Genomic DNA, 24,663 nt, shown 5'->3' on the forward strand with positions numbered 1-24,663 from the left:
GCCCCGCCTCGTGCGGGGCGATTCTTATGCGGCATCGATATCCGTCTGCGAAAAGTCGTCGCCCTTGTAGAGCAACGGCATGCCGAGTTGCCGCGCGCAGGCATAGGCGAAACAGTCGCCGAAATTGAGCGCAGCCGGATGCCGGCCCTTGCCGAAGCGCTGATGAGCGCCAACGGCCATTTCGCCAATCTCCAGATTGACGGGTTCGACTGTGACGAAGAGCAGCTTCATGAAATCCGTGACGAGTTTGAGAGCATCCATAGGTGCAAGCTGGCGCTGGCGCCCGAGCGCCAGTGAGGTCTCCCAAACGGCCATGGGGGATGTATACCGGATCTCGGCTCGCTGCAGGCGCGCCAAAAGCTCCTCCGCCCCTTCCTCATAGGCTAGGATCGCAACGAAGGCCGACGCATCGACGAACATCAGTCGTCCTCATAGAGGCTATCGATGAAGGCCTTGTCGGCGGGCGGGCCTTTTTTGGGGTATTTGGCATCGAGTTCGCGAACAAAAGCCAGAGCCTTTTCCACCAGTGTCGGCTCGCCCTCCACCCGCTCCAATTCATGCGCAAGCGCCTGCCGCACCGCCTCGGTCTTGCTGACCTTGCGTAGCGTGGACAGTCTCTCGGCGAGCCGGTCGACCTCCTGGTCCTTGACATAGAGCGGCATGGTATATCCTTCCCTTGCTGAGGGTATATATAACATGCCGCGTCCCGTTCCAAAAGATCAGGCCGGTTTCACCGCCTGCGGATGCGCCGCCAGGAAGGCCGGGAGCGCCAGGCAGGTTTCAGCAATGCGCCGTATTTTGGTGAGGCCGGCAATGTCGACGCCCCAGCGCTCCGCATTGTAGACCTGCGGCACAAGGCAGAAGTCGGCCATGGTGGGCGTGTCGCCGTGGCAGAAGGTGCCGGTTGCCGGATTGTCGAGCGACGCTTCGACGGCCACAAGGCCCTCGCCGATGAATTTCTTCATCCAGCCGACGCGAACCTCTTCCCCTCCCCCGGTGATCTCCAGGACGTGGTTGATGACGCCCGTGTTGCAGACGGCATGGATTTCCATGGCGATGGCGCAGGAGAGTGTGCGTACCCGCTGCCGGCCGAGCGGATCGGCCGGCAGGAAACGCGCCTCCGGGCGCGTTTCGCAGAGGTATTCGATGATTGCGAGGGATTGCGTCAACGTCTGCCCATCGATCACCAGGGCCGGAACAAGGCCCTGGGGGTTTCGAGCGCGATGCTCCGGCGCACGCTGCTCTCCCGCGAGCAGATCAACCGAAATCCGCCGATAGGGTAAGCCGAGGCTTTCGAGCGCGATGCGCACACGATAGCTGGCGGAGGAGCGCCAGTAGTCGAAGAGCACGATGTCGTCGTTCACTCTTTAGCCCTTCTCGTATTGCTGCACGGTCTGCTCGATCGCGCCGAAGATCGAATGACCCGTCTTGTCCTTCATCTCGATGCGCACGGTGTCGCCGAATTTCAGGAAAGGCGTTTTCGGAGCGCCGTTGACAATCGTCTCGATTGTGCGGATTTCCGCGATGCAGGAATAGCCAGCACCACCCTCCGAGACCGGCTTGCCGGGCCCGCCATCGAGCTTGTTGGAAACGGTGCCGGAGCCGATGATCGACCCGGCGACGAGCGGCCGGGTCTTCGCCGCATGGGCGACGAGCTGGCCAAAATCGAAGGTCATGTCGATGCCGCTATTGGCCTTGCCGAAGGCTTGGTCGTTGATCGCGACAAGCAGCGGCAGATGCAGCTTGCCGCCGTCCCAGGCGTCGCCCAGCGCATCGGGCGTCACGGCGACGGGGGAAAAGGTGGAGGACGGTTTCGACTGGAAGAAGCCGAAGCCCTTGGCGAGTTCAGCCGGAATGAGGCCACGCAGCGAGACGTCGTTGACGAGCATGACCAGCTTGATCGCCGCGCGCGCTTCCTCCACGCTTGCCCCCATCGGCACATCGCCGACGATTACGGCGACTTCGCCTTCCATGTCGATGCCCCAGGCCTCGTCGGCGGCGAGAATGGGGTCGCGTGGTCCCAGAAAGCTGTCGGAGCCGCCCTGGTACATGAGGGGGTCGGTCCAGAAACTATCCGGCATCTCGGCATTGCGGGCCTTGCGCACCAGTTCGACGTGGTTGACGTAGGCGGAGCCGTCTGCCCACTGGTAGGCGCGCGGCAGGGGAGAGGCGGCGTCATGCTCGTGGAAGCGGGCGGTCGGCTGCGCGCCGGTTTCCAGCCCCTCGGCAACCCGCGCCAGCCGTGGCGCGACATGGTCCCAGTCGTCCAGCGCATCCTGCAAGGTGCGGGCGATATGGCCCACTTCCGAGCAGCGCGTCAGATCGCGCGAAACGACCACCAGCCGGCCGTCGCGGGTGGAATTCTTCAACGTCGCAAGTTTCATGCGTGTCTCTCCCGATCTTGTTTGCAGCCGTCAAACTGTGTCATCTTCCGGCGCCTGTCTCCACCCTCGTGCGCCGCTCCCACGGCGCATCGCATTTTTCGAGGAATCCCCTTTGAACCGCTCGGTCCGAAACTCCCTGCTGATCGTCCTCGGCTTCACCGCCGCGACGGCCATCATCCTTTATACGATGGGTCAGCCGCTCATCTGCAAGTGCGGATATGTCAAACTCTGGCATGGCGTCGTTTTTTCTTCGGAAAACTCGCAACATCTGTCCGATTGGTACACGCCGAGCCATATCATCCACGGCATTCTGTTCTTCGGCTTCTTCACACTGATCTTGCCCAAGGCGAGCATCAATGTGCGCCTGGTGCTCGCGCTCATCGTGGAATGCGCCTGGGAAATCCTCGAAAACACCGACATGATCATCAACCGCTACCGTGAATCGACGATCTCGCTCGATTATTTCGGCGATAGCGTGATCAATTCGAGCGCGGACATCCTCGCCATGGTCGTCGGCTTCTTCCTTGCCGCACGCCTGCCGGTCTGGGCGAGCGTCGCGTTGATCGTCATCTTCGAGGCGACGACGATCTATCTCATCCGTGACGGACTGGCGCTGAACATCCTGATGCTCGTCTGGCCGATGGAAGCGGTGAAAGCCTGGCAGGGCGGCTAACTTCATTTGATGCCCGGCGTACCGTCGAATTTGCGCTCCAGGCCATCCCAACAGTCGAGGTAATTGTCCTGCAACGTCTCCAGTTCGGCCGCGAACTTGGTGAGTTGCTGCGGATAACGGGTCTCGAACATGAAGGCCATGGTGTGGTCGAGCTTGACGGGCTTCAACTCGCTGTTGGAGGCTTTTTCGAAGCCTGTCGTGTCCGGCCCGTGCGGCAGCATCATGTTGTGCAGGCTCATGCCGCCGGGCACGAAACCCTCTTCCTTGGCGTCGTACTGGCCGTGGATCAGCCCCATGAATTCGCTCATGATATTGCGGTGATACCACGGCGGGCGGAAGGTGTGCTCGGCCACCAGCCAGCGCGGCGGGAAGATGACGAAGTCGATGTTCGCCGTGCCGGCCTCTTCCGTCGGCGCCGTCAGCACCGTGAAAATCGACGGGTCGGGATGGTCGAAGAGGATCGCCCCGACAGGGGAATAGGTGCGCAGGTCATATTTGAACGGCGTGTAGTTGCCGTGCCAGGCGACGACGTCGAGTGGTGAATGGCCGATGTCCGTGACGTAGAACTTCCCGCACCATTTCACATGCACCCGGCAGGGCGTTTCCTTGTCCTCGTAGGCGGCAACCGGCGTCTTGAAGTCGCGCGGGTTGGCAAGGCAGTTCGCGCCGATTGGCCCGCGGTCCGGCAAGGTGAATTTCGCGCCATAGTTCTCGCAGACGTAACCGCGCCAGGTGTCTCCTTCACCGATGCGGGAGACCTTGAACATCATGCCGCGCGGGATGAGGCAGATTTCCAGCGGTTCGACATCCATGATGCCCATTTCAGTGAAGACGCGGATGGCACCCAACTGGGGCACGACCAGCAATTCGCCGTCGGCATTGAAGAAATAGTCGTCCACCATATCGGCATTGAACGTGTAGGCATGCGCGGCCATGCCGACCTGGGTCAACACGTCGCCGGCGGTCGTCATCGTCCGCATGCCGTCGAGAAAGCTCTGCGTCTCCTTCGTCGCCGGCAACGGGTTCCAGCGCAGCTGGCCGAGCGGCAGGGAATGATCGTCGAGGCAGGGCGCCGTTTTCCAATGCGGATAGTTGGCATTCGAAAAACGACGCGTGTGGCGCACGCTCGGGCGGATGCGGTAGAGCCAGGAGCGTTCATTGGTGCCGCGCGGGGCCGTGAAGGGCGAGCCGGAAAGCTGTTCGGCATAAAGGCCGTAATTGCATTTCTGCGGGCTGTTTTGGCCCTGCGGCAGGGCGCCGGGCAGGGATTCCGTCTCGAAATCATTGCCGAAGCCCGGCATGTATTTCAGGCTGTTGGACGTCTCCGTGGCATGATCCGGCATGGTTTGCCCTCCTCGCAAAGCGTGCGTATAGTCATATGGTTACAGATGTAACTGTCTATTTTGTAACCATCAAGGCGCGTGTCGTGGACTTCAAGCTCGAGAGTTTCCTGCCCTACAGGCTCAACCAGGCGGCCGAGCGCGTAAGCCAGCGCTTTGCCGCGCAATACCGCTCACGCTACCACATGACCCGGCCGGAATGGCGCGCACTCGCGGCAATCGGGACCTACGGCCGCATGACGGCGACTGAGATCGGGGCCAATTCCAGCATGCACAAGACGAAGGTATCCCGCGCCGTGCGGGCGCTGGAGGAGAAGCGCTGGCTGAAGCGCAGCGAGCATGCCGAAGACCGGCGCGTCGAACATCTGGAGCTAACGCCCGCCGGCAAGCGCATCTACGGAGAGATGATTGAGCTTGCCAAAGCCTATGAGCAGGAGCTGGCGATGCTTCTCGGCGCAAGTGGCATGCAACAACTGGAAGCCGGTCTCGCAACGATCGAGGTAAAAATGGCCTCCGAAACAGGCCGCCGCGCCCCAAAGGACTGATACGCACGCATCGGTTCGAACCTTTCATGGGACGCGGGTCCCGGATCTCGCCGCATCGACGCGGACGCTACTAGACCGCTGACGGGCGATGTCGTTTCGCCCGACCCGTTAACCATTATTGCCTTGCCCTTGAATCGGAATTGATTCTAGATGCGATTCAAACCCTCACATGGGCTGCAAATCGCATTTTGAGGTTATGGACATGAATATGGCCACAACGGTCGGGCAGGCAATTTCCGACATCGACCAGCTGATCATCGGCCAGGCGCACGAACTGTCAGACAAGCTTAAGCAGCATCGTCTGGAGATGTTTCCTCCCGTCGCCCAAAAATCCCTGCGCCAGTTTCAATTGAGCGAAGCCGCCCATTTCCTCGGTGTTACAAGCGGGTATCTGCGCAATCTCTCGCTGGAATCTAAGGGCCCCCTGCCACAGGCCACACCGTCCGGCCGCCGGTCCTATTCGGCCGGGCAGTTGCAGGAAATGCGGGAGTATCTGGACCAGAACGGCCGTGGCGGACAGCGCTATGTCCCGCGGCGGCGGTCGAGCGAGCATCTTCAGGTGATCGCGGTCGTGAACTTCAAGGGCGGTTCCGGCAAGACCACCACAACAGCGCATCTCGCACAGCATCTGGCCCTGACCGGGCACCGCGTGCTGGCCGTCGATCTCGACCCGCAGGCGAGCCTTTCGGCGCTGCACGGGTTCCAGCCGGAATTCGACGTCGACGAAAACGAGACTTTGTACGCAGCGATCCGCTACGACGAGCACAGGCGGCCGCTCAAGGACATCATCAGGAAGACCAACTTTCCCGGCCTCGACATCGTGCCCGGCAATCTCGAACTCATGGAGTTCGAACACGATACGCCACGTATTCTGGCGCAGGGCAACAAGGACGACTACGGCCGGATTTTCTTCGCGCGACTGGACGAGGCGCTCTCCTCCGTCGCCGACGACTATGATGTGGTGGTGATCGATTGCCCGCCACAGCTCGGCTTTCTGACGATGAGCGCGATCTGCGGAGCGACGGCGGTGCTGATCACCGTGCATCCGCAGATGCTCGACGTCATGTCCATGTGCCAGTTCCTGCAGATGCTGGGCGAGGTCCTGAACACCCTGAAGAGCGCCGGCGGCAACATGAACCTCGACTGGCTCCGCTATCTCGTCACGCGCTACGACCCGGCCGACGGACCGCAGACCCAGATGGTTGCGTTCATGCGCTCCATGTTCAAGCAACATGTCCTGACCAATTCGATGGTCAGAAGCGTTGCCATTGCCGACGCCGCACTCACCAACCAGACCCTGTACGAGGTCGACCGAAGCCAGTTCACCCGTGCAACCTATGACCGCGCCTTTGAATCCATGGAAGCGGTCAATGCGGAGATCGTTGAAATGATTCACAAAGCTTGGGGGCGTTGAGATGGCGCGCAAGAACGTTCTTTCGAACCTGATGGCACCGGCATCGGACAAGGTGACATCGACAAATCCTTCCCATGAAGAGCCCGCGCGTCAACATGTTAGCTACAAGGGTCTCGGCGCACTGGGTGCCGTGACGCGCAGCATCGACGCACTTGCCGCCAAGGCGGATGCGGCCAAGGAAATGGAAGCCAAGCTGACGGCCGGCGAGGTCGTTATCGAACTCGAAGCTGATCAGATCGAAGACTCCTTCATCTCGGACCGGCTGGTGCATTCGGACGAGCAGTTCCAGGAACTCGTCGAAGCGATGCGCATCCGCGGACAGGATTCGCCCATCCTCGTGCGCCCGCACCCCGAGAAGAACGGTGTTTACCAGATCGCCTTCGGCCACCGGCGCGCAAAAGCGGCCCGGTTGCTCGGCCGGCCCGTTCGTGCCGTCGTCAAGCTGCTTACCGATCGCGACCACGTCATCGCGCAAGGCCAGGAAAACAGTGCGCGCGCAGACCTGTCCTTCCTCGAGCGGGCAACCTTTGCCGGTGAACTCGAGGCACGCGGATTTGACCGCGAAACGATCATGGCCGCACTCAGCGCCGACAAGACGACCCTGTCGAAAATGCTCTCGGTGGTGAACCGCATTCCGAAGTCGGTCAGGGCCGGCATCGGTCCGGCGCTGGCCATTGGCCGCGACCGTTGGCATGAATTGGCGACGCGGTTCGACGAGTCGACCAACGAAGACAGGGCAATCGAGTTTCTGGGCCGCGAGCGCGTGCAAGGCCGAATGCCGGAAGACCGGTTCAATCTCGTGAGCAACCACCTGATCCAAAAAGAGGCACCGGAGACGGACAAACCCGCGGCCAAGGAATGGTCGCGCAAGGATGGCGCCGTTCGCGCCAGCATCAAGACCAATGGCCGCCAATACACGATCGCGCTGAAGGCTGCAGAAGCAGCCGCGTTCGGCCTCTACATCACCCAGAACCTGGACCGTCTCTACGAAGCGTTCCGCACGGAAGCCAAACAAGAATCGGAAGATTGATCCGCGGCGAATTCTCGCCTGGTTCGATATCGATGCTGATGGTGATCGTGTGGACGACGGGGCACCGCTAAAGCGGGCGGGCTGACATGGAACATGTTGATACCGCAAATTGCGACCTGGAAACCGCATGTTAACCATGGGCTTATTAATTATGAGGGAGAAGATAAGGAACTCGATTCTATGCCCTCACCTGCCCCGGTCCAACCACGCCGCCTTTCGATTGCCGCCGAAACCAGACCGGTCGTTCCATTTCCCGCTGAACGCCGGACGGCTCATGTCCGTCGCTGCGCCGGAGAACTGGGCGAGCTGAACGGAGAGGAAGCCCGTCGCTATTGGCAGAAGGTTTGCCGCGAGCTTGCGGACGAAATGCGCAAGTTCGGCTCGTGCGAAAACCAGGCCCGCGAGGCCGTGTTCGCTTTCCAGGACGAAGTCCAGCAGGAACTCCAGCGCAAGCATGCCGCGGGAGGCGCTTGATTTTTTCGGAACAGGAAACTCGCGCTTGTTGAGCCGAGCTGATGCGGGGCGCCTGGGTGGGTTTCGCCATTCCCGTGCGCCGCATCATCCATGGTGATTGCGGCAGGCTTTGGTGCCATCGATCATAGATCGGCCGCTAGACGCCAATTCGATATCCGTAAAAATGCCGTGGCATTCTTTCCCCATCCCAGAAGATGAGGGTGGGCAAGCCGTCGCGCGCAAAGGATGATCTCCGCTCGCCGCTGCCCAACTCTTCCCCTTCTCGAAAAGGGTCGCTAAGGATCAATAGCGATGATCAAAGGGGGACGGCCATGACAGAGACGATTGCACAGGATATCCAGCGGCTTGAAGAACAGGAGCGGCTTCTTCGCTTCAGCCGGTTCAGCCCGGACGACGCCTGGGCGCTGGGCAATCAGCTGCGCGAAACGGCCCTGTCTATCGGCGCCGGTGTGGCGATCGACATTTCGCTGCGGGATCGTGTGCTGTTCCATTCCGCACTCCCTGGCACCAACACAGACAATGTTGAATGGATAAGACGCAAGCGGAACACCGTGTTTCGGCTTTGGCATTCATCCTATCTCGTCGGACGGCGTCTGGCGCTTTCCGGGCGCGGACAGGAAGAAGCGCATAATCTTCCGTTGACGGACTTTGCGGTGCATGGCGGCGGCTTCCCGCTTTTTGTCGCGGACCTCGGTTGTGTCGGCGCTGTCACGGTTTCCGGCGTGCCGCAACGCGTCGACCATGCGATCGTCACAAATGCGATCGCTGCTTTCCTGAAGGTCGATCTCGGCGACCGCCGATTGCCCGACTGAGCCCCTCCCCTAGGAAAGAAGCGAGCCGCTCACTAGAATAGGTCACCGGCCCCTGGTCGGTGACGAACGGAAGAGGAGCCGTCCTTCTGTGAAGCTGCGTCATGCTCTCGCCTTCGCGGTCCTGCCGATCGTTATCCTCCTTGCCGTGTTGCAAGGGGGGGCGCTGCTCACGCGCAGCTACATGGATGAAGCGTCGTCACAGGCCGGTTCCGCGTTGCGCCTTGCGGTCGCAGCACTTGCCGGCCATCTCAGCCGATACGAGCCGTTGCCCGCCCTGATCGCCGATCACGACGATATCGAGGCGCTGCTCCAGTCGCCGGAGAGCCCTGCCCTGCGGCAAACGGCGAACGAATATCTCAAGGAAATCAATAGACTGCTGGAATCATCCGATATCTATGTCATGACGCCGGATGGCAATACCGTCGCTGCCAGCAACTATGGCATTCCCGGAACCTTCGTCGGGCAGAACTTCAACTACCGCCCCTATTTTCAGGATGCGATTGCGGGTCGGCAGGCGCGATTCTACGCGCTCGGCACGACATCCCTGAAACGGGGTTATTACTTTTCCTCCCCGGTAGAAGTGGCGGGAAAGATCCTTGGCGTCATCGTCTTCAAGGTCGATATCGATTCAATCGAGAGTTCCTGGCGCGGCGGTGAGTACAAGATCTTTGTCGCCGATCCCGAGGGCATCATCTTCATGACCGGCAGTCCGGAATGGCTCTATTCCGGCATCCTGCCCCTGGATGCACCGCGCCTCGCCCGCACGCAGACGTCCCGACGCTATGCCGAGGCCGAGTTGAAGCCTTTGCCCGCGACTGAATCAGTTTACTACGGTCAACACTTGATGCAGATCCCCGGAAGTGGAACGACGCGGGAATACCTGCGCCTGTCTCACTACATGCCGGAAGCAGACTGGACCGTGAATGTTCTTCTCGACACCGCATCGGTCAGAACGCAGGCGCGCACGGCGTTGATCGCGATCCTCTTGTTCATCTGCCTCGCCGCGCTGGGTGCCGCCGTGCTCTGGCAGCGTCGTTCCCGCGTAGAGGAGCGGCTGCGATTGCAAGAAGAGACCCGGAACGAACTGGAGCGACGGGTCGAGGAGCGCACGGCGGATCTCGCGCGGGTCAATGAGCAGATCGAGCTTGAGATTGCCGAACGTCGGCTGACCGAGCAGGAACTGCGCAAGACGCAGGGCGACCTGATCCAGGCCGGTAAACTCGCGGGCCTTGGCCAGATGTCGGCAGCGCTTTCGCATGAATTCAACCAACCGCTTGCTGCCGCCAAGAGCTACGCAGACAGTGCCGCGCTCCTCATCGACCGTGGCCGCGTGCCGGAGGCGCAGGACAATGTGCGCCGCATCTCGAGCCTTATCGATCGCATGGCATCGATAAGCCGCCACTTACGCAACTTCGCGCGCAAACCGAATGAGAAGCTCGGCCCGGTTCCCCTTCCCGACGTGATTGCGGATACGCTGGAGATCGTCGCGCCACGGCTCAAGTCGGCGGATGCGGAACTTGTTGTCGAATTGTCCGGCACGGATCTCACCGTTAAAGCCGGCCCCGTGCGGCTCCAGCAGGTCCTGGTCAACATTGTCAGCAATGCTGCGGACGCGGTCGAAGGGTTGGAAAATCGCAAGATTGTCCTCTCGGCATTTCGATCGGAGAACGGTGTTGTCGTCGAAGTGCGCGATCGCGGCACCGGTGTGCCGGCGGCCATTGCCGAACGCATCTTCGACCCCTTCTTCACGACAAAGGGCGTCGGCAAGGGATTGGGTCTTGGCCTCTCGATTTCGTATAACATTATCAAGGACTTCGGTGGAAATCTGACCGTCCGGAACCACCCGGATGGCGGTGCTGTCTTCTCCGTTGTTCTCGAGGCTTCGGCACCATCGCGGGAGGCGGCGGAATGAGTGGCTCGCGTATTCTTCTCATCGATGACGAAGAGGAAATGCGCCGATCCTCGGCCCAGGCATTGGAGCTCTACGGTTTGGAGGTCGATACGTTTTCCAGTGCAGAACGGGTGCTGGAACTCGTCGGTTACGCTTTCGACGGCGTCGTGGTCAGCGATATCCGCATGCCCGGCATGGATGGAATGACATTGCTCCAGCGCATTCGCGAGGTCGATCCGGAGGTGCCGGTCATTCTCGTGACGGGCCATGCCGATGTGCAACTGGCGGTCAGCGCGATGCGGGCAGGCGTCTATGACTTCCTTGAAAAACCGTTCACCGCACAGCATCTGGCCGGCATCATTCGCCGCGCCATGGACCGCAGGAGCCTTGTGCTGGAAAACCGCCGCCTGCGGGCGGTCGCCGGCAAGCGGGACGATATCGAAGCGCGGCTGCCCGGCCGCACGCAGGTCATGGTCGATTTGCGCTATAGGGTGCGGGCAATCGGCGCGACGGACGCCGATACGCTGATCATTGGCGAAACGGGTGCCGGCAAGGAAGTGGTGGCGCGTGCCCTTCATGATATCAGCGCGCGGGCCGACCGCCCGTTCATTGCCATCAATTGCGCAGCCCTTCCCGAAAACCTTATCGAAAGCGAACTTTTCGGCCACGAAGCAGGCGCCTTTCCGGGGGCGCTGCGCCCGCGCTACGGCAAGTTCGAACACGGCCGTGGCGGTACGATCCTGCTCGACGAGATCGGCTCCATGCCGTTCGACCTGCAGGCAAAATTCCTGCGCGTCCTGCAGGAGCGGGTCATTACGCGGCTGGGCTCGAACGAGCCTGTGCAGCTCGACGTGCGCTTTATCGCGACAAGCAAGGTAAACCTGGAAGCCGAGGTGGCCGCCGGCCGGTTCCGCGCGGACCTCCTGTACCGGTTGAACGTCGCGACACTGCATGTTCCCTCGTTGGCGCAGCGGCGGGACGATATCCCCCTGCTCTTCCTCCAGCTCGTGCGCGAAGCCGCGGCGCGCTATGTGCGAAACGATATGGATGTGCCCGCAGAGTTGATGACCGAAATTGCCGGGCGCAGCTGGCCCGGCAATGTGCGTGAACTTCGCAATGCCGCTGACCGGCTGGTCCTGGGGCTTGATGCCGGGGTGGAAAATGCGCCGTCCGGCATCGGACCGCAGCGCCTCTCGGACAAGGTGGCGGCCTATGAACGGGGCCTGATTGCCAGCGCTCTGGCGGCCCATGGTGGCAGTCTGAAGCCGGTTTACGAGCAATTGGGCGTCTCGCGAAAGACGCTTTACGAGAAGATGCAGAAGTACGGCCTCGACAAGAACATCAACATGGCGGCGTTTCAGGACGATATGTGATGTCCCGATGGGTGGAAATCCACCCAAGCCGAAGCCGCTTTGTTCCCAAACCTACCCACCAAGGCAGTTTACTGCGGTAAATTACGGCCGGTAAATGCGGCGGCCGCTTGCTCTCAAGCCCGACAAAGCCCCTGTTGAGACATCCAGGACCGGCGCGGGAGGAGCCACGCCGGCTGGCCAATTCATCGGGAGGATTTGATGAAGACCATGAAAACCCTGTTTGGTATTTCCGCTGCGTTTGCCGTATCGCTGCTCGCCACCTCTGCCCTTGCCCAGACCTATCCGGAACGCACCATCACCATGGTGGTCCCCTTCTCTGCCGGCGGCCCGACCGATACCGTGACCCGCCTCGTTGCCGAAGCCATGTCGAAAGATCTCGGCCAGCAGATCGTCGTCGAGAATGTCGGCGGCGCTGGTGGCACGCTGGGTGCCGGTCGCGTGGCGAGCGCCGACGCGGATGGCTACACCCTGCTGCTGCACCATATCGGCATGGCGACGAGCGCCACGCTCTATCGCAAGCTTGCCTATGACACACTCAACGCCTTCGAATATGTCGGCCTCGTCACCGACGTGCCGATGGCAATCGTCGCCCGCAAGGACCTCGAGCCCACCGATCTCAAGGGCCTAATCGACTACATGAAGGCCAACAAGGATACCGTGACGGTGGCAAATGCCGGCATCGGCGCCGCCTCGCATCTGTGCGGCATGATGCTGATGAGCGCTCTCCAGACGCAGTTCGTCACCGTGCCCTACAAGGGCACCGGCCCGGCCATGACCGATCTCCTTGGCGGCCAGGTCGATGTGATGTGCGACCAGACGACGAACACGACAAAGCAGATCCAGGGCGGAACGATCAAGGCCTATGCCGTGACCTCCCCTGCCCGTCTCGGCAACCTGCCGGATATTCCGACGGCCGAAGAAGCAGGCCTGCCGGGGTTCCAGGTTGGTATCTGGCACGGCATCTACGCGCCCAAGGGCACGTCGACCGAAGTGACGGAGCGGCTTGCCAAGTCCTTGCAGATCGCGCTGAAGGACCCGAACGTTGTCGCCCGCTTTGCCGAGCTTGGCACCGCGCCTTCCTCGGAAGCCGATGCAACGCCGGCGGCCCTCAAGGCGAAGCTGGAAGGTGAAATCGCCCGTTGGAAGCCTGTCATCGAGGCGGCTGGACAGTTCGCCGACTAAGACACTCCCGAGTGAATGCAAAGCGGCTTTCCGTCCAAAACCGTGCGGAGACAATGCTTGCATGGATCGGACCGTGGCGGTGTTGACCGCCGTCACGGTCTTTGACGTCTGCGCGGCCCATCCTGGCCGCTGAGGAGGGGATCCCATGAAACAACTAGAGTTCGACAGCACCAACGCCATTTGCGGCCTGACCTTCATCGCGCTTGGCGGCTTCTTCGTTTACCAATGCCTCAACCTGGAGCTTGGCACCGCATTCCGCATGGGGCCCGGCTTTTTCCCGCTGATTCTGGCGGCGATCCTGACCATTCTCGGCGTGATCGTGCTTGTGCAGGCAACGCGCATGAAGGGCGACCCGATCGGGCCGATGGCCTTGCGCGGAATGCTTTTCATTCTGCCCGCGCCGGTGTTCTTCGGGCTTACGGTGCGCGGTCTTGGCTTCGTTCCGTCGCTGTTCTTCACGGCGCTTATTGCAGCCTTCGCTTCCACGCGGATGAAACCGCTCATGGCGCTTCTGCTCGCAATCGGCATCACGGTCTTCTCGGTAGCGGTGTTCAGCTACGGACTTGGCCTGCCGTTCGAGCGGTTCGGCCCGTGGACGCGGCTCTAGGAGGCTCTCATGGATCTCATTAGCAACCTGGCGCTTGGTTTTGCCACCGCCGCCTCGCCGGCCAACCTGGCCTTCTGCCTGATCGGCGTTCTGCTCGGCACGCTGATCGGCGTTCTGCCCGGCATCGGCGCGACGGCGACCATCGCCATGCTCCTGCCGATCACCTTCCAGCTGGAGCCGGTCTCCTCGCTGATCATGCTCGCCGGCATCTATTACGGCGCGCAGTACGGTGGCTCCACCACCGCCATTCTGATCAACATGCCGGGCGAATCCTCGTCCGCCGTGACGGCCATCGACGGTTATCAAATGGCGCGCAAAGGCAGGGCAGGAGCCGCACTCTCCATCGCGGCGCTCGGCTCCTTCTTCGCCGGCACGGTCTCCACGTTCCTTGTCGCGATCTTCGCCATACCGCTGACCGGCATCGCGCTGAAATTCGGCGCCGCCGAATACTTTTCCCTGATGGTCGTCGGCCTCGTCTCGTCGATTGCCCTGGCGCATGGATCCATCGTCAAGGCACTTGCAATGGTGTCGCTTGGCCTGCTGCTCGGCCTTGTCGGTACGGACATCTATACGGGCACGCCGCGCTTTACCCTGGGCATCCGGGAATATGCCGACGGGCTCAACTTCGTGGCCGTCGCGGTGGGTGTCTTCGGCATTGCGGAAATCCTGCGCAATCTCGAAGGCGAATCGACCCGCAGTGTTCTCATTGCAAAGGTCGCGGATCTTTGGCCGACAAAGGATGATTTCAAGCGCATGGTCGGTCCCGTGCTGCGCGGCACGGCGATCGGCTCGGCGCTTGGCATCCTGCCGGGCGGAGGGGCGATCCTCGCGGCTTTCGCCTCCTACACGGTCGAGAAGCGCATATCCGATCGGCCGGAAGAGTTTGGCCATGGGGCGATCGCCGGCGTTGCCGGTCCGGAATCGGCTAACAATGCCGGTGCGCAGACGTCCTTCATTCCCCTGTTGACGCTGGGCATTCCTGCAAATCCGGTCATGGCGTTGATGGTCGGCGCGATGATCATCCAGGGCATCGTTCCCGGCCCGAATGTCGCCGTCGAACAGCCGACCCTGTTCTGGGGCATCATCGCCTCGATGTGGATCGGCAACCTGATGCTCGTGGTGCTGAACCTGCCGCTGATCGGTCTCTGGGTGAAGCTGCTGACGGTGCCATACTACGTGCTGTTCCCGATCATCATGGCCTTCTGCTCGATCGGCGTCTACAGCGTGAACTCCAACGTCTTCGATCTCTATGCGGTCGCGTTCTTCGGGCTTGGCGGCTACCTGCTGGTCAAGATGCGCTGCGAACCCGCGCCGTTGCTGCTCGGCTTCGTGCTCGGCCCGCTGCTGGAAGAAAACCTGCGCCGCGCCATGATCCTGTCGCGTGGGGATCCGACGACCTTCGTTACGCGCCCGATCAGCGCGATCCTGCTGCTGATTGCAGCCGCGGTCCTGGTCGTCGTCTTCCTGCCGTCGGTCAAGGCGAAGCGCGAACAGGTTTTCCAAGAAGAAGACTAAGAAGAAGAACCTGCGGGGACGAGAAGGGGCGGTGTCAAACCGCCCCTTCTCGCATTTTAGCGATATTGCATTGCCGCAAAACTCCCGCTAAAAAACTTGATAGAATTAGGAAGGAATAGTTTGCCGGATGACGTTCCAGCCACGCATGCAGAACAGGATCGAAGGCTTCTCCGTGGTCGGCGGCCTCAATCGCCGGCACTGGAACGGCATCGTGGCGGACGTCTGGGATGTGGAATGCGCGGCCTATGCCGGTGGCTACTATGTCGGCCGGGACCCGCGTCTCTTCATCCTGCTGGATAAACGCGGCCCGGGTACGTCCCGCATCCGCCTGTCTCCAGAGGGGCCTGAAAGCACCGAGGATTGGCAGCGCTGCCCGATTGCTTACATCCCCGCCGACTTCGAGATGTGGGCGGACCTTTCCGACCACCGGTTCCTGCGCCATCTCGACCTGCATTTCCACGTGGAGACGATCAGCCGGCGGCTTGCCGAAGACCTCGATCCGGAGCGTCTGGCGACGCCGCAGCTCTTCTTCTCCGATCCTCGCCTTCTCTCGCTTGCGCAGTTCATTGCGGCCGAATGCACCAATCCGCAGCCGCTGCACGACCTCTACGGCGACGGCCTGGCGCTTGCGCTGATCATCGACGTCATGAAGCTTGCCAAGGCGCCCGGCCGCAAGCGCAGCCGGCTTGCCGGCTGGCAACTGCGCCGCGCGACCGATTTCATTGAAGAGAACTGCCTGCGCAACATCAGGCTCGAAGAACTCGCCAATCTGATCGGGCTGTCGCAATCCCATTTCAGCCACGCCTTCAAGGCCTCGACCGGCGTGGCCCCGCATCAGTGGCAGGTCAACGCCCGGCTGCGCCGCGCCAAGCACTTGCTTTTGAGGGGCGAACAGCCGCTGACGGAAATCGCCGCCGAATCCGGTTTTTCCGACCAGGCCCATTTCACCCGCGTCTTCCGCAAGAATTTCGGCACGACACCTGCCCATTGGCAGAAGGCGCAGCTCGCCTGAAGGCAAGTCGGGCAGATGTTCAGTGCCCGGAAAGTTGCCCAAGAACGTTCAATTTTCGGCGAATGCGACAATCCTCGCGATTAAATATGAGTTAACAACTCATATTATCGTTGTCGGAGTGCCTGCGACGGGGCAGGCGTGAGTGGGGTGTCGTTAAAAATGAAGACGAAGACGAAGAGAGAACGGCAGTTTAGACTGGCGCTGGCGTGCGGTACGGCCACCATCGCCCTGCTGGCGCCGCTTGTTGCCATTGCCCAGGATGCGATCAAGCCGACCCTACTGCAGGAAATCCGCATCGAGGGGACTGACTCGAACACCGGCGTTGAGCCCGTCCGCGGCATTGTTCCCAAATCCACGCGCACCGGCAGCAAGACGGCGACAGATATCACCGAGGTGCCGCAGTCGGTTTCCGTCGTCGGCCGCGAGCAGATCGACGATCAAAGCCCGCAGAAGATCGACGAGGCCCTGCGCTATGTTGCAGGCGTGAACCCGTCTACCTATGGCACTGACTCGGATACGGACTGGCTGTTCATCCGCGGTTTCCAGGCGGACCAGACCGGCGTTTTCCTCGACGGGCTTTCTCTTTTCCAGAGCGGTTTCGGTACCTTCCTCGTCGATCCGTTTTTCCTGGAGCGTATCGAAGTCATCAAGGGACCAAGCTCCGCACTTTACGGCGGTGCCAATCCGGGCGGCTTCGTGAACTTCGTCAGCAAGCGGCCGACGGACGAACCGCTGCGTTATGTCGAGACCGGGATAAACAGCTTCGGCAATGGTTATCTTGGGCTGGATATCGGCGACAAACTCGGCAGCGACGACGTCGTGAACTACCGCGTGACGGGAAAGATCTCCGGCGGCGGCTGGGAAACGGACAAGGCGGAGGATTTCAGGGGCACCATTGCGCCCAGTCTGACTTGGAAACCGGATGAGGGCACGAGCCTTACCATCCTCAGCTCCTACCAGCACATCGACCTCACGCATACGAGCACGGGCTTCTTGCCGTACAAGGGGACCGTTGAGGATGCGCCGCTGGTCGGCCGCATCCCCCGTGATCTGTTCTACGGCGAGGAAGACTTCGATACCTACGATCGCCAGCAGGCGCTGATAGGCTATGAGTTCGAGCATACTTTCGACAACAACTGGACGGTTCGGCAGAACCTTCGCTATGCAGACGTATCGCTCAAGGAAGACGGCCTTTATGGCAATGGTATTACGGACGGAATGCTCAACCGTTTCCGTTTCGGGCATGATACGAATGTAGGCCTCTTTACTGTAGACAATCAGCTTCAAGGGGAATTTGCCACCGGCGCTCTCGATCACAATCTCCTGGTTGGGCTGGACTACCGGAACTATGCGCTTGACCAAGCGCAGGCAGCGGGCGGCGCCGCTCCGATCGATCCACACAATCCGGTTTACGGCACGATCCCAGGTGACCTGTTCACCTATCTCGACCAGGATTTGAAGAGGGATCAGCTTGGCATATACGCTCAAGACCAGATCAAGTTCGGTGATGGCTGGATCGCCACGTTCAACGGCCGCTACGACTTCGTGTCGACTGATCTTGAAGATCACCTGACGCCGACGAATTCGACTGACAGCGACGAAGGCGAATTCACGTGGCGGGCAGCGCTAGCCTACGAATTTGCAAATGGTGTAACGCCCTATGTCAGCTATTCCACATCCTACAATCCGACAACGACGACAGACCCTGACAACGGTCTGCTACCATCGGAAACCGGGAAGCAATGGGAGGTCGGCGTCAAATACGAGCCCGGCTTCATGGATGCCCTTATCACGGCCGCTTACTTCGACATAACACGAGAGAATGTCGCCAACTCATACACAGAAGGCGGGCGCTTCCGAGCCGCAGCGTTCGGCGAGGTGACCTCCCGTGGATTTGAGACCGCGATACAGGCCAATGTCACGAGCAGCCTGAAGGCCATCGGCGCGGTGACATATCTCGATATGGAGATCACGAAAGATCGCACCGCCGCACTCATTGGCAAGACGCCAATCCAGGTGCCGGACCTGACTGCATCCCTGTGGTTGGACTATTCGTTCCAGGGTGACGCGCTGGAGGGTTTGAGCGTCGCTGCGGGTGTCCGTCATGTCGGCAAATCCTGGGCAAATGATGGTAATACGCTAAGGGTGCCTTCCGCGACGCTGGTGGATGCCGCGATCCGCTACAAGAAGGACAATTGGGCGATCGCGCTGAACGCGTCGAACCTCTTCGACAAGGATTATGTGGCGAGCTGCAAGGGTGAAAACTCCTGCGGCTATGGCGCAGGGCGCACCTTCATGCTCAAGGCAAGCGCCTCCTGGTAATCTAAGTTGACACCTTCGATGGCCGCAAATGCCGGCCATCGCTGGACATTCGACGCAAAAGACGCGCCAGGGGCTCTCTGGCGCGTCTTTTCATTTTAGAGCGGGGAAATGGTGCCACCCGAGGTCGAGAACGCGCGCCTAGCGCCATCCCAGGGCTGGGGCGACGTGCTTCAGGATCGCCTCGATGACATGGGCGTTGTATTCGACGCCCAGCTGGTTCGGCACGGTGAGCAGGAGCGTATCCGCTTCCTTGATTGCCTCATCTTCGGCAAGCTGCTTGATGAGTTCCTCCGGTTCGCCTGCATAGGAGCGGCCGAAGATCGCCCGGGTCTTGTCGTCGATGAAGCCGACCGAATCCTCTTCCTTGCCGCCGCGGCCAAAATAGGCACGGTCGCGGTCGTCGACGAGCGCAAAAATGCTGCGGCTCACGGAAACGCGCGGCGTGCGGCTGTGGCCCGCTTCCTTCCAGGCCTCGCGATAGGCGCGGATCTGCGCCGCCTGCTGAACGTGGAAGGGTTCGCCCGTCTCGTCGTTCTTCAAGGTCGAGCTTTGCAGGTTCATGCCGTGTTTCGCAGCCCATACCGCTGTGGCGTTCGAGCTTGCACCCCACCAGATGCGCTCGCGCAGGCCTTCCGAGTGCGGCTCGAGGCGTAAAAGACCGGGCGGATTGGGGAACATCGGCCGCGGGTTCGGTTGCGCAAAACCTTCGCCCTTCAGGATATCGAGAAACACTTCGGCGTGGCGGCGGCCCATGTCGGCGTCGCTCATGCCCTCCTGCGGCTCGAAACCGAAGTAGCGCCAGCCATCGATGACCTGCTCGGGCGAGCCGCGGCTGATGCCGAGCTGCAGACGTCCACCGGAGATGAGGTCTGCGGCGCCGGCATCCTCGGCCATGTAGAGCGGGTTTTCATAGCGCATGTCGATCACGGCCGTGCCGATCTCGATCCTCTTCGTCTTTGCGCCAACAGCCGCCAGCAACGGAAATGGGGAAGCGAGCTGGCGCGCAAAGTGGTGTACCCGGAAGTAGGCCCCGTCCGCGCCAAGCTCTTCCGCCGCGACGGCAAGGTCGATCGACTGCAGCAAGGTGTCACCCGCCGAGCGGGTTTGCGATTGAGGGGATGGGGTCCAGTGTCCGAAGGACAGGAAGCCGATTTTCTTCATGGATGTCTGCCTCGACGCATGGCGTCCGTGCGAGTATGATGTGCCGAAGATGGGATATCGAAGCCGGCTTGAAAAGGCACGCTCAGCGAACGCAGTGTTCACAGATCGACACTGAACGGGCGGTCAAGTGAAAAGTCTTCCCGCGTTTTTCGTCTGGACGCTTAGGAAGCGGAAGTTTGCGCGACGACCGACCACCGTTGAACGGCAGAACCGGACGTCCGATCACCAGAATCTGCGCGTTTGAGCCCAGCCGAGGTGATCGATGAGGCGAGGCTATCGGGTGCATTTCCACCTAGCGGACATTAGCTATCATATAGTGTCCGTTTAAAAATTCGTTTACCATGAATTCAATGAGTTACGATCTTTCAAAATTGCCACTGCACAGCCTGTTACCTCGCATCTGTGGCGCGACGGCCGCATTGGCGCGCCTCGACGAGCGCCTTGCCCATTCGCCGGTTGGCGACGGCTGGATCGAGCGCATGCATTTCACTGATGCCTGTGCCTCGCTGTGGATGGACGGTGAGCTTGTTCATCTCGAGGATCTTGTGCTGCACGATGACGGCCACGATATCCGCGCACCGACCCACGAACTCACCATCGCCCGCGATGTGCTGCGAACACGCCGGCGGATTGTCTTGCAGCCGCCGGACTGGGCGCTCAGCATCGAGAGCGTGCGCAGCCTGCGTGGCCTGGGTGGTGCCGATCCGATTGGGGATCGACGGAAGGCGGCGGCTCCCCTCCCCGGCGATGCCCCCCTACCGCTGGCGAAAGAGGGGGATGAAACGGACCTGGCCGATCCCCTGACGAGAGAACTCGCCGCGATCGATGCCGTGCTGGCACGTTCGGAGGCCGTCTTATCGGGCGCCAGCGTTCCACCACGACGGGGTGGCCGGGAGAAGGACCCTCTCGTCTACGACCTCGACTGGGACGAGGAGGCGCGGCTGGAAGAATGGCGCATTGCCGTCGATGAAAGCAGGGATCTGCCCCCGGTCTTGCGCGCCATATTGCTGCTCGATGCCTGGAATGCCCTGCAGGTCTTGCAACATGCCCCATGGCTGGGGCGCCTTCTCGCTGCCGCCTGCCTGCGCGAAGCGGGGCTCACGACGGGGGCGCATCTTGCAGCCGTCAATCTCGGCCTGAAGACCATCCGGCGCGAACAGCGTGTGCACCGCGACCGGGATACCCGCCTTGCCGCTCACCTCGATGGGGTGACGGCCGCGGTGACTATCGGCATGAAGGAGCATGATCGCCTGATCCTCGCGCGTCAGATGATGGAGCGTCACCTTGTTGATCGTCGGACATCCTCACGGTTGCCGGACCTGATCGATCTCGTACTTTCCCGCCCGATGGTGTCGACAGGCATGGTCGCGAGGGCGCTCGGCGTGACACCACGGGCAGCGCTGCGGATTGTGGAGGAACTCAAGCTGCGGGAGTTGACGGGCAGAGGGCGTTTTCGCGCGTGGGGCGTCTTGTAAGGGACGAGGGTTCCTCGCCGTTGGCAGAACGCTCCAGGAGGCAAGCGGCAAGTGGTGCGCCCTATGCATAGCTGCATTGCACAATAAATGTTTTCCAAACGGTCAAAAAACGAGCATAGTGCCCTCAGTTGATGCACATGGCGGTCTCCTCCCAGTCCGCTGCATCAGCTGTTCCCCTCTGGAGGTTTAAATATCTCCACACTTCATGGGCCTCGGTTTTCCGGTGGCCCATTTTTTTGGCTTGAGCAGGGCACGGTTACGGTCCTGTTCGGCAGGCCTCGATCGCAATCGCCCGCCCGCGCCTCTAGTTCACCATGAAGCGCGAGCTGAACGGCAGGCTTGCGGCCCCGATGGCCTTTGGCGCGGCGGATGTCTTGCCGACCACCGCATCGATGGTGGGGATTTCCCGGTGGATGAGATCGCAGAGCGCTTCGCAGGCCGCAGGGGGAATGAACGAGGAGAGCACGACGGTCTTCAACTCGATGAAATGCAGAAGCGACTGGACCGACCGGACGAGGCTTTGCGCGCAGGCCTGCTGCCAGGCTTCGAAGGCTGGCCCCATCGGCGGCAAGGCCTGGGATGGCGTCCAAAGCTTTTCCACCGCCGCATCGCCGGCTGGCAGGGTGCGTTCGAGCGCGAGCATGCCGACATCATCGCTAAGCGGCGAATTGCCGTTGTAGATCTGGTGATTGAGCACGAGGCGGCTGTGCAGGCGGGCGCCGAGATAGAAGAACAGGAAATCCTGCAACTGCCGCGCGGCACCGAACAAGCTTTCGCCGCCGGCTGCGGCGGTGATGTCGTTCTGTACGAAAACCGGAAGGCCAAGCTCGGCCTCCATAAATCGGTGCAGGATGGCGTGGTCCGGGCCGGCCTCGAGCGGTGGTGTCGGCAGCGCCAGCCCGATGCCCGCAATGCGTCCCCGCCGGCTGTCCGAAAGGCTGGCAATCGCGTTGCGGATTTCCAGTGCCAGCCCCTCCGACGCGTCGAAGACGCCGGCGGCCCTGTGCGGCATCACATGCTGGTGTTGTACATTGCCGATGAAGTCGACGACGACGATATGGCTGTTGCGGTATCCAACGCTGACGCCGACGGAGTAGGCGCCCTCCGGATTGAGCATGATGGGTGTCGTCGGTGGTCCGACGCGGCCCTTCTGCGCCTCGCCACGCATGACGAGCCCTTCCTGCTCGAGCGAGCGCACGATCACCGAGATCGTCTGGGCCGAAAGGCCGGTCTTCTCGCCGATTTCAAGTCGCGTCGTCGCCTCGTTCTGCAAAAGCAGCGAGAGCACGAGACGCTCGTTGTAGCTGCGCACGCTCAGCGAATTGAGGCCGCTCGCGCGGTCGGCGATGCGAAGCGGATTGGGGGGCGCAAATCGCATGTCAGGCAAGGGGGCGATCCTTCCCGCAAAGGGCGGCGTCGTTCCGGGTGGGGGTGCGCCTATGCATCTGGCCACCCGATTGCCAGCACTTCCTGCGCCAGCGCCTCGCCGAGACGACGGTGCGCCTCCCCGTCGATATGGAAACCATCCGCCGGAGAGCATTGGCAGGCTGTGCCCGCATCGAAGAAATGCACCTCCAGCGAATCCGCCATGATTTCGAATTCGAGCGCCAGCTTGCGGGATTTTTCCTGCGCGCCGGAGAAGATCGCCTCCCATTCCCGCAGGTCATCGAGCATCGGCGGCGGCGCCACGATCATGATCTCGGGGTCATGGCCGGCCGGCCCGGGCGAAAGCTCCCGGATATCGTGCACGAGGCAGCCGATGCCCATGGCGACCTCCGAGGGCGGCATGTTGAACCGCCGCTTCAGGTCGTTGGTTCCGAGCATGATGATTATGAGGTCGAGGGGCGCATGGCTTTGCAGGCAGGGGCGCAGATAGGTCCGGCCGTTCTTCAGTGCCCCTTCGATCGGGTCGTCATGCACCGTCGTGCGGCCGCTGAGACCCTCCTCGATGATCTGCCAGCCGGCACCGAGCGTGCCTTCCAGCACGCCGGCCCAGCGCTCTTCGCGGCGATAACGCTCAAGCGGCCCGCGACCTGGAATCTGGCCGTAGGTGTTCGAGTCCCCGAAACATAAAACGGTCCGCTTCACTGTCTCCTCCACCGTGCCGGCTGATCGCATCTGCGGCGCAGACTTCGCATCCGCACGGGCGATTTGCAAGGATCGCTAATTATTCATTCAGTCTGAATAACTATTGACAGCAGAAAGCGCCAGTGATTTTGTGTCGGCCGGAGGAGAGCTTCAGGTCGTTTCAGGCTGCGAGCGAGTGCGTGACAAAGGTCACGGGCTGCCGATACCGCATGCCTTTTCGCCCGCCTTCCTTTCGTTTGACGCCTGCTTTTGGAGGAAAAGTATGAGCAGCATCATCAGGAAAATCGGTATCACGGCCCTATTGGCCGGCGTGGTCTTTGCCCATGGCAGTCTGGCGCAGGAGGTGCCCCTGCTCGACGGCGTGACGACGCGGGCAGAAAACAACCCAAGCGTCGAAGAGGGCAAGTACAAGAAGGATGCCCCCTGGGTTATCGGCATGAGCAGCTTCGGCGTCAATGCAAATACCTGGACGGTGCAGGTGGCGCACGAAGCGCAGGCCGCAGCCGACCGCGACACGCGTATCACCAAGTTCGTTCTGCTCGATGCCGGCTTCGATCAGAAGAAGCAGGTCGCCGATATCGAGGACCTGATCGCCCAGAAGGTGGATGCGATCATCGTCCAGCCGGTCACCTCAACCTCGGCCAATGCCAGTATCGAGAAGGCCGTAGAGGCGGGCATTCCGGTTGTGCTTCACACGGGCCGCATCGAATCCGACGCCTACACGACTGAGATCCAGGGTGGTGCCGAGCATTTCGGCAAGGTGATGGGCGACTTCCTCGTCAAGGAACTCGGCGGACAGGGGAATATCTGGGTGCTGCGCGGCCTGGCAGGCCACCCGGAAGACACCAACCGCTACAACGGCCTCAAGCAATCGCTCGAAGGCACCGGGATCAAGATCACCGCCGAGGAGCATGGCGACTGGCAATACGACAAGGCCAAGAAGGTCTGCGAGACGCTCTATCTCAACGATCCGAATGTCGCCGGCATCTGGTCGTCCGGCGCGGACATGACGCGCGCCTGCGTCGACGTGTTCAAGCAGTTCGGCGCCACGATCCCGCCGATTTCCGGCGAGGGCAACAACGGTTTCTTCGGCCAGTGGATCGCCGACAATTTCAAGTCGATCTCGTCGGAATACAGCCCTGCCCAGGGAGCCGCGGGCATCCGCGCCGCCGTCGCGCTGCTGGAAGGCAAGGCGCTCAAGAAACACTACGACTACAACCCGCCGGGCTGGGACCTCGAAAAGGTCAAGAAATACTACCGCGACGATCTTTCGGCCAATGTCTGGTGGCCGTCGGAACTCTCCGAAGAGCAGCTCAAGCAGTTCTACGCCAAGCAGTAGCGTGGACTGCAGGGAGGCAGGCGGAT

At 61.3% G+C, this 24,663-nt stretch carries 23 protein-coding genes; 15 read left to right on the forward strand and 8 right to left on the reverse strand.

The genetic code is table 11. The features are described from left to right. Positions 1-24 precede the first annotated feature (24 nt). From ACT6VE_RS25845 to ACT6VE_RS25860, 4 genes are read right to left on the reverse strand one after another with little or no spacing between them, the layout of a single operon-like run. A complete protein-coding gene (locus ACT6VE_RS25845; RefSeq protein ID WP_069062198.1) occupies positions 25-420 on the reverse strand; it encodes a type II toxin-antitoxin system VapC family toxin in 396 nt (131 codons plus the stop codon). Continuing rightward, positions 420-662 (reverse strand): type II toxin-antitoxin system VapB family antitoxin, encoded by a 243-nt coding sequence (locus ACT6VE_RS25850; protein ID WP_444801203.1) that lies wholly within the window; start codon positions 660-662, stop codon positions 420-422. Before ACT6VE_RS25850 ends, ACT6VE_RS25845 begins: the two co-directional genes overlap by 1 nt. 57 nt (positions 663-719) lie before the next feature. Then, complete coding sequence (maiA, locus tag ACT6VE_RS25855; protein WP_444801204.1) at positions 720-1,364, reverse strand: maleylacetoacetate isomerase; 645 nt, start codon at positions 1,362-1,364, stop codon at positions 720-722. A 3-nt stretch (positions 1,365-1,367) separates the two neighbouring features. Continuing rightward, positions 1,368-2,384 (reverse strand): fumarylacetoacetate hydrolase family protein, encoded by a 1,017-nt coding sequence (locus tag ACT6VE_RS25860; protein ID WP_444801205.1) that lies wholly within the window; start codon positions 2,382-2,384, stop codon positions 1,368-1,370. Between the two features lie 112 nt (positions 2,385-2,496). Between ACT6VE_RS25860 and ACT6VE_RS25865 the strand changes: the two genes are divergently transcribed. Further along, positions 2,497-3,057, forward strand: a complete 561-nt coding sequence (locus tag ACT6VE_RS25865) for a DUF2585 domain-containing protein (RefSeq protein WP_444801206.1) — start codon at positions 2,497-2,499, stop codon at positions 3,055-3,057. 2 nt (positions 3,058-3,059) lie between these two features. On the opposite strand, the gene hmgA is transcribed toward ACT6VE_RS25865, so the two are convergent. Next, positions 3,060-4,400 (reverse strand): homogentisate 1,2-dioxygenase, encoded by a 1,341-nt coding sequence (gene hmgA / locus ACT6VE_RS25870; RefSeq protein ID WP_444801207.1) that lies wholly within the window; start codon positions 4,398-4,400, stop codon positions 3,060-3,062. Positions 4,401-4,435: 35 nt separating this feature from the next. On the opposite strand from hmgA, the gene ACT6VE_RS25875 reads away from it, so the two are divergent. The 12 genes from ACT6VE_RS25875 to ACT6VE_RS25930 all read left to right on the forward strand — a co-directional run bounded on the left by ACT6VE_RS25875 (position 4,436) and on the right by ACT6VE_RS25930 (position 18,574). After that, the gene (locus tag ACT6VE_RS25875) at positions 4,436-4,942 is read left to right on the forward strand and encodes a MarR family winged helix-turn-helix transcriptional regulator (protein ID WP_444801208.1); all 507 of its coding nucleotides are present in this window, start codon (positions 4,436-4,438) and stop codon (positions 4,940-4,942) included. Between the two features lie 202 nt (positions 4,943-5,144). Continuing rightward, positions 5,145-6,356 (forward strand): plasmid partitioning protein RepA, encoded by a 1,212-nt coding sequence (repA, locus tag ACT6VE_RS25880; RefSeq protein WP_069063657.1) that lies wholly within the window; start codon positions 5,145-5,147, stop codon positions 6,354-6,356. Position 6,357: 1 nt separating this feature from the next. Then, a complete protein-coding gene (gene repB / locus ACT6VE_RS25885) occupies positions 6,358-7,386 on the forward strand; it encodes a plasmid partitioning protein RepB (RefSeq protein WP_444801209.1) in 1,029 nt (342 codons plus the stop codon). 180 nt (positions 7,387-7,566) lie between these two features. Continuing rightward, positions 7,567-7,860 carry a DUF6074 family protein gene (locus ACT6VE_RS25890; RefSeq protein ID WP_444801270.1) on the forward strand — a complete coding sequence of 98 codons (294 nt, stop codon included), beginning with the start codon at positions 7,567-7,569 and terminating at the stop codon, positions 7,858-7,860. Positions 7,861-8,060: 200 nt separating this feature from the next. After that, complete coding sequence (locus ACT6VE_RS25895) at positions 8,061-8,672, forward strand: heme-degrading domain-containing protein (protein WP_444801210.1); 612 nt, start codon at positions 8,061-8,063, stop codon at positions 8,670-8,672. Positions 8,673-8,760: 88 nt separating this feature from the next. Beyond that, positions 8,761-10,584, forward strand: coding sequence for a sensor histidine kinase (locus ACT6VE_RS25900; protein ID WP_444801211.1), 1,824 nt, complete (start codon positions 8,761-8,763; stop codon positions 10,582-10,584). Then, positions 10,581-11,936 carry a sigma-54-dependent transcriptional regulator gene (locus ACT6VE_RS25905; RefSeq protein WP_444801212.1) on the forward strand — a complete coding sequence of 452 codons (1,356 nt, stop codon included), beginning with the start codon at positions 10,581-10,583 and terminating at the stop codon, positions 11,934-11,936. Before ACT6VE_RS25900 ends, ACT6VE_RS25905 begins: the two co-directional genes overlap by 4 nt. 207 nt (positions 11,937-12,143) lie before the next feature. After that, positions 12,144-13,118: a tripartite tricarboxylate transporter substrate-binding protein gene (locus ACT6VE_RS25910; protein ID WP_444801271.1), complete on the forward strand. Its 975-nt coding sequence runs from the start codon at positions 12,144-12,146 to the stop codon at positions 13,116-13,118. A 145-nt stretch (positions 13,119-13,263) separates the two neighbouring features. Then, a complete protein-coding gene (locus tag ACT6VE_RS25915) occupies positions 13,264-13,725 on the forward strand; it encodes a tripartite tricarboxylate transporter TctB family protein (protein ID WP_444801213.1) in 462 nt (153 codons plus the stop codon). A 9-nt stretch (positions 13,726-13,734) separates the two neighbouring features. Then, the gene (locus tag ACT6VE_RS25920; RefSeq protein ID WP_444801214.1) at positions 13,735-15,240 is read left to right on the forward strand and encodes a tripartite tricarboxylate transporter permease; all 1,506 of its coding nucleotides are present in this window, start codon (positions 13,735-13,737) and stop codon (positions 15,238-15,240) included. A gap of 127 nt (positions 15,241-15,367) precedes the next feature. Further along, positions 15,368-16,252 (forward strand): helix-turn-helix domain-containing protein, encoded by an 885-nt coding sequence (locus ACT6VE_RS25925; RefSeq protein ID WP_444801215.1) that lies wholly within the window; start codon positions 15,368-15,370, stop codon positions 16,250-16,252. A gap of 159 nt (positions 16,253-16,411) precedes the next feature. Then, positions 16,412-18,574 carry a TonB-dependent siderophore receptor gene (locus ACT6VE_RS25930; RefSeq protein ID WP_444801216.1) on the forward strand — a complete coding sequence of 721 codons (2,163 nt, stop codon included), beginning with the start codon at positions 16,412-16,414 and terminating at the stop codon, positions 18,572-18,574. Between the two features lie 138 nt (positions 18,575-18,712). Here ACT6VE_RS25930 and ACT6VE_RS25935 read toward each other — a convergent pair whose 3' ends face one another. After that, positions 18,713-19,735 (reverse strand): LLM class flavin-dependent oxidoreductase, encoded by a 1,023-nt coding sequence (locus ACT6VE_RS25935; RefSeq protein WP_444801217.1) that lies wholly within the window; start codon positions 19,733-19,735, stop codon positions 18,713-18,715. A 341-nt stretch (positions 19,736-20,076) separates the two neighbouring features. Between ACT6VE_RS25935 and ACT6VE_RS25940 the strand changes: the two genes are divergently transcribed. Continuing rightward, positions 20,077-21,210 carry an RHE_PE00001 family protein gene (locus ACT6VE_RS25940; RefSeq protein WP_444801218.1) on the forward strand — a complete coding sequence of 378 codons (1,134 nt, stop codon included), beginning with the start codon at positions 20,077-20,079 and terminating at the stop codon, positions 21,208-21,210. Between the two features lie 304 nt (positions 21,211-21,514). Here the strand turns inward: ACT6VE_RS25940 and ACT6VE_RS25945 are convergent, their stop codons facing one another. Beyond that, positions 21,515-22,588, reverse strand: coding sequence for an ROK family transcriptional regulator (locus ACT6VE_RS25945; RefSeq protein WP_444801272.1), 1,074 nt, complete (start codon positions 22,586-22,588; stop codon positions 21,515-21,517). Positions 22,589-22,647: 59 nt separating this feature from the next. Further along, the gene (locus tag ACT6VE_RS25950) at positions 22,648-23,298 is read right to left on the reverse strand and encodes an SGNH/GDSL hydrolase family protein (RefSeq protein ID WP_444801219.1); all 651 of its coding nucleotides are present in this window, start codon (positions 23,296-23,298) and stop codon (positions 22,648-22,650) included. A 262-nt stretch (positions 23,299-23,560) separates the two neighbouring features. Between ACT6VE_RS25950 and ACT6VE_RS25955 the strand changes: the two genes are divergently transcribed. After that, positions 23,561-24,637 carry an ABC transporter substrate-binding protein gene (locus tag ACT6VE_RS25955; protein WP_444801220.1) on the forward strand — a complete coding sequence of 359 codons (1,077 nt, stop codon included), beginning with the start codon at positions 23,561-23,563 and terminating at the stop codon, positions 24,635-24,637. The last annotated feature ends 26 nt before the right edge of the window (positions 24,638-24,663 follow it).

The sequence above is a fragment of the Shinella sp. genome (assembly GCF_052438155.1).
Taxonomy (GTDB): domain Bacteria; phylum Pseudomonadota; class Alphaproteobacteria; order Rhizobiales; family Rhizobiaceae; genus Shinella.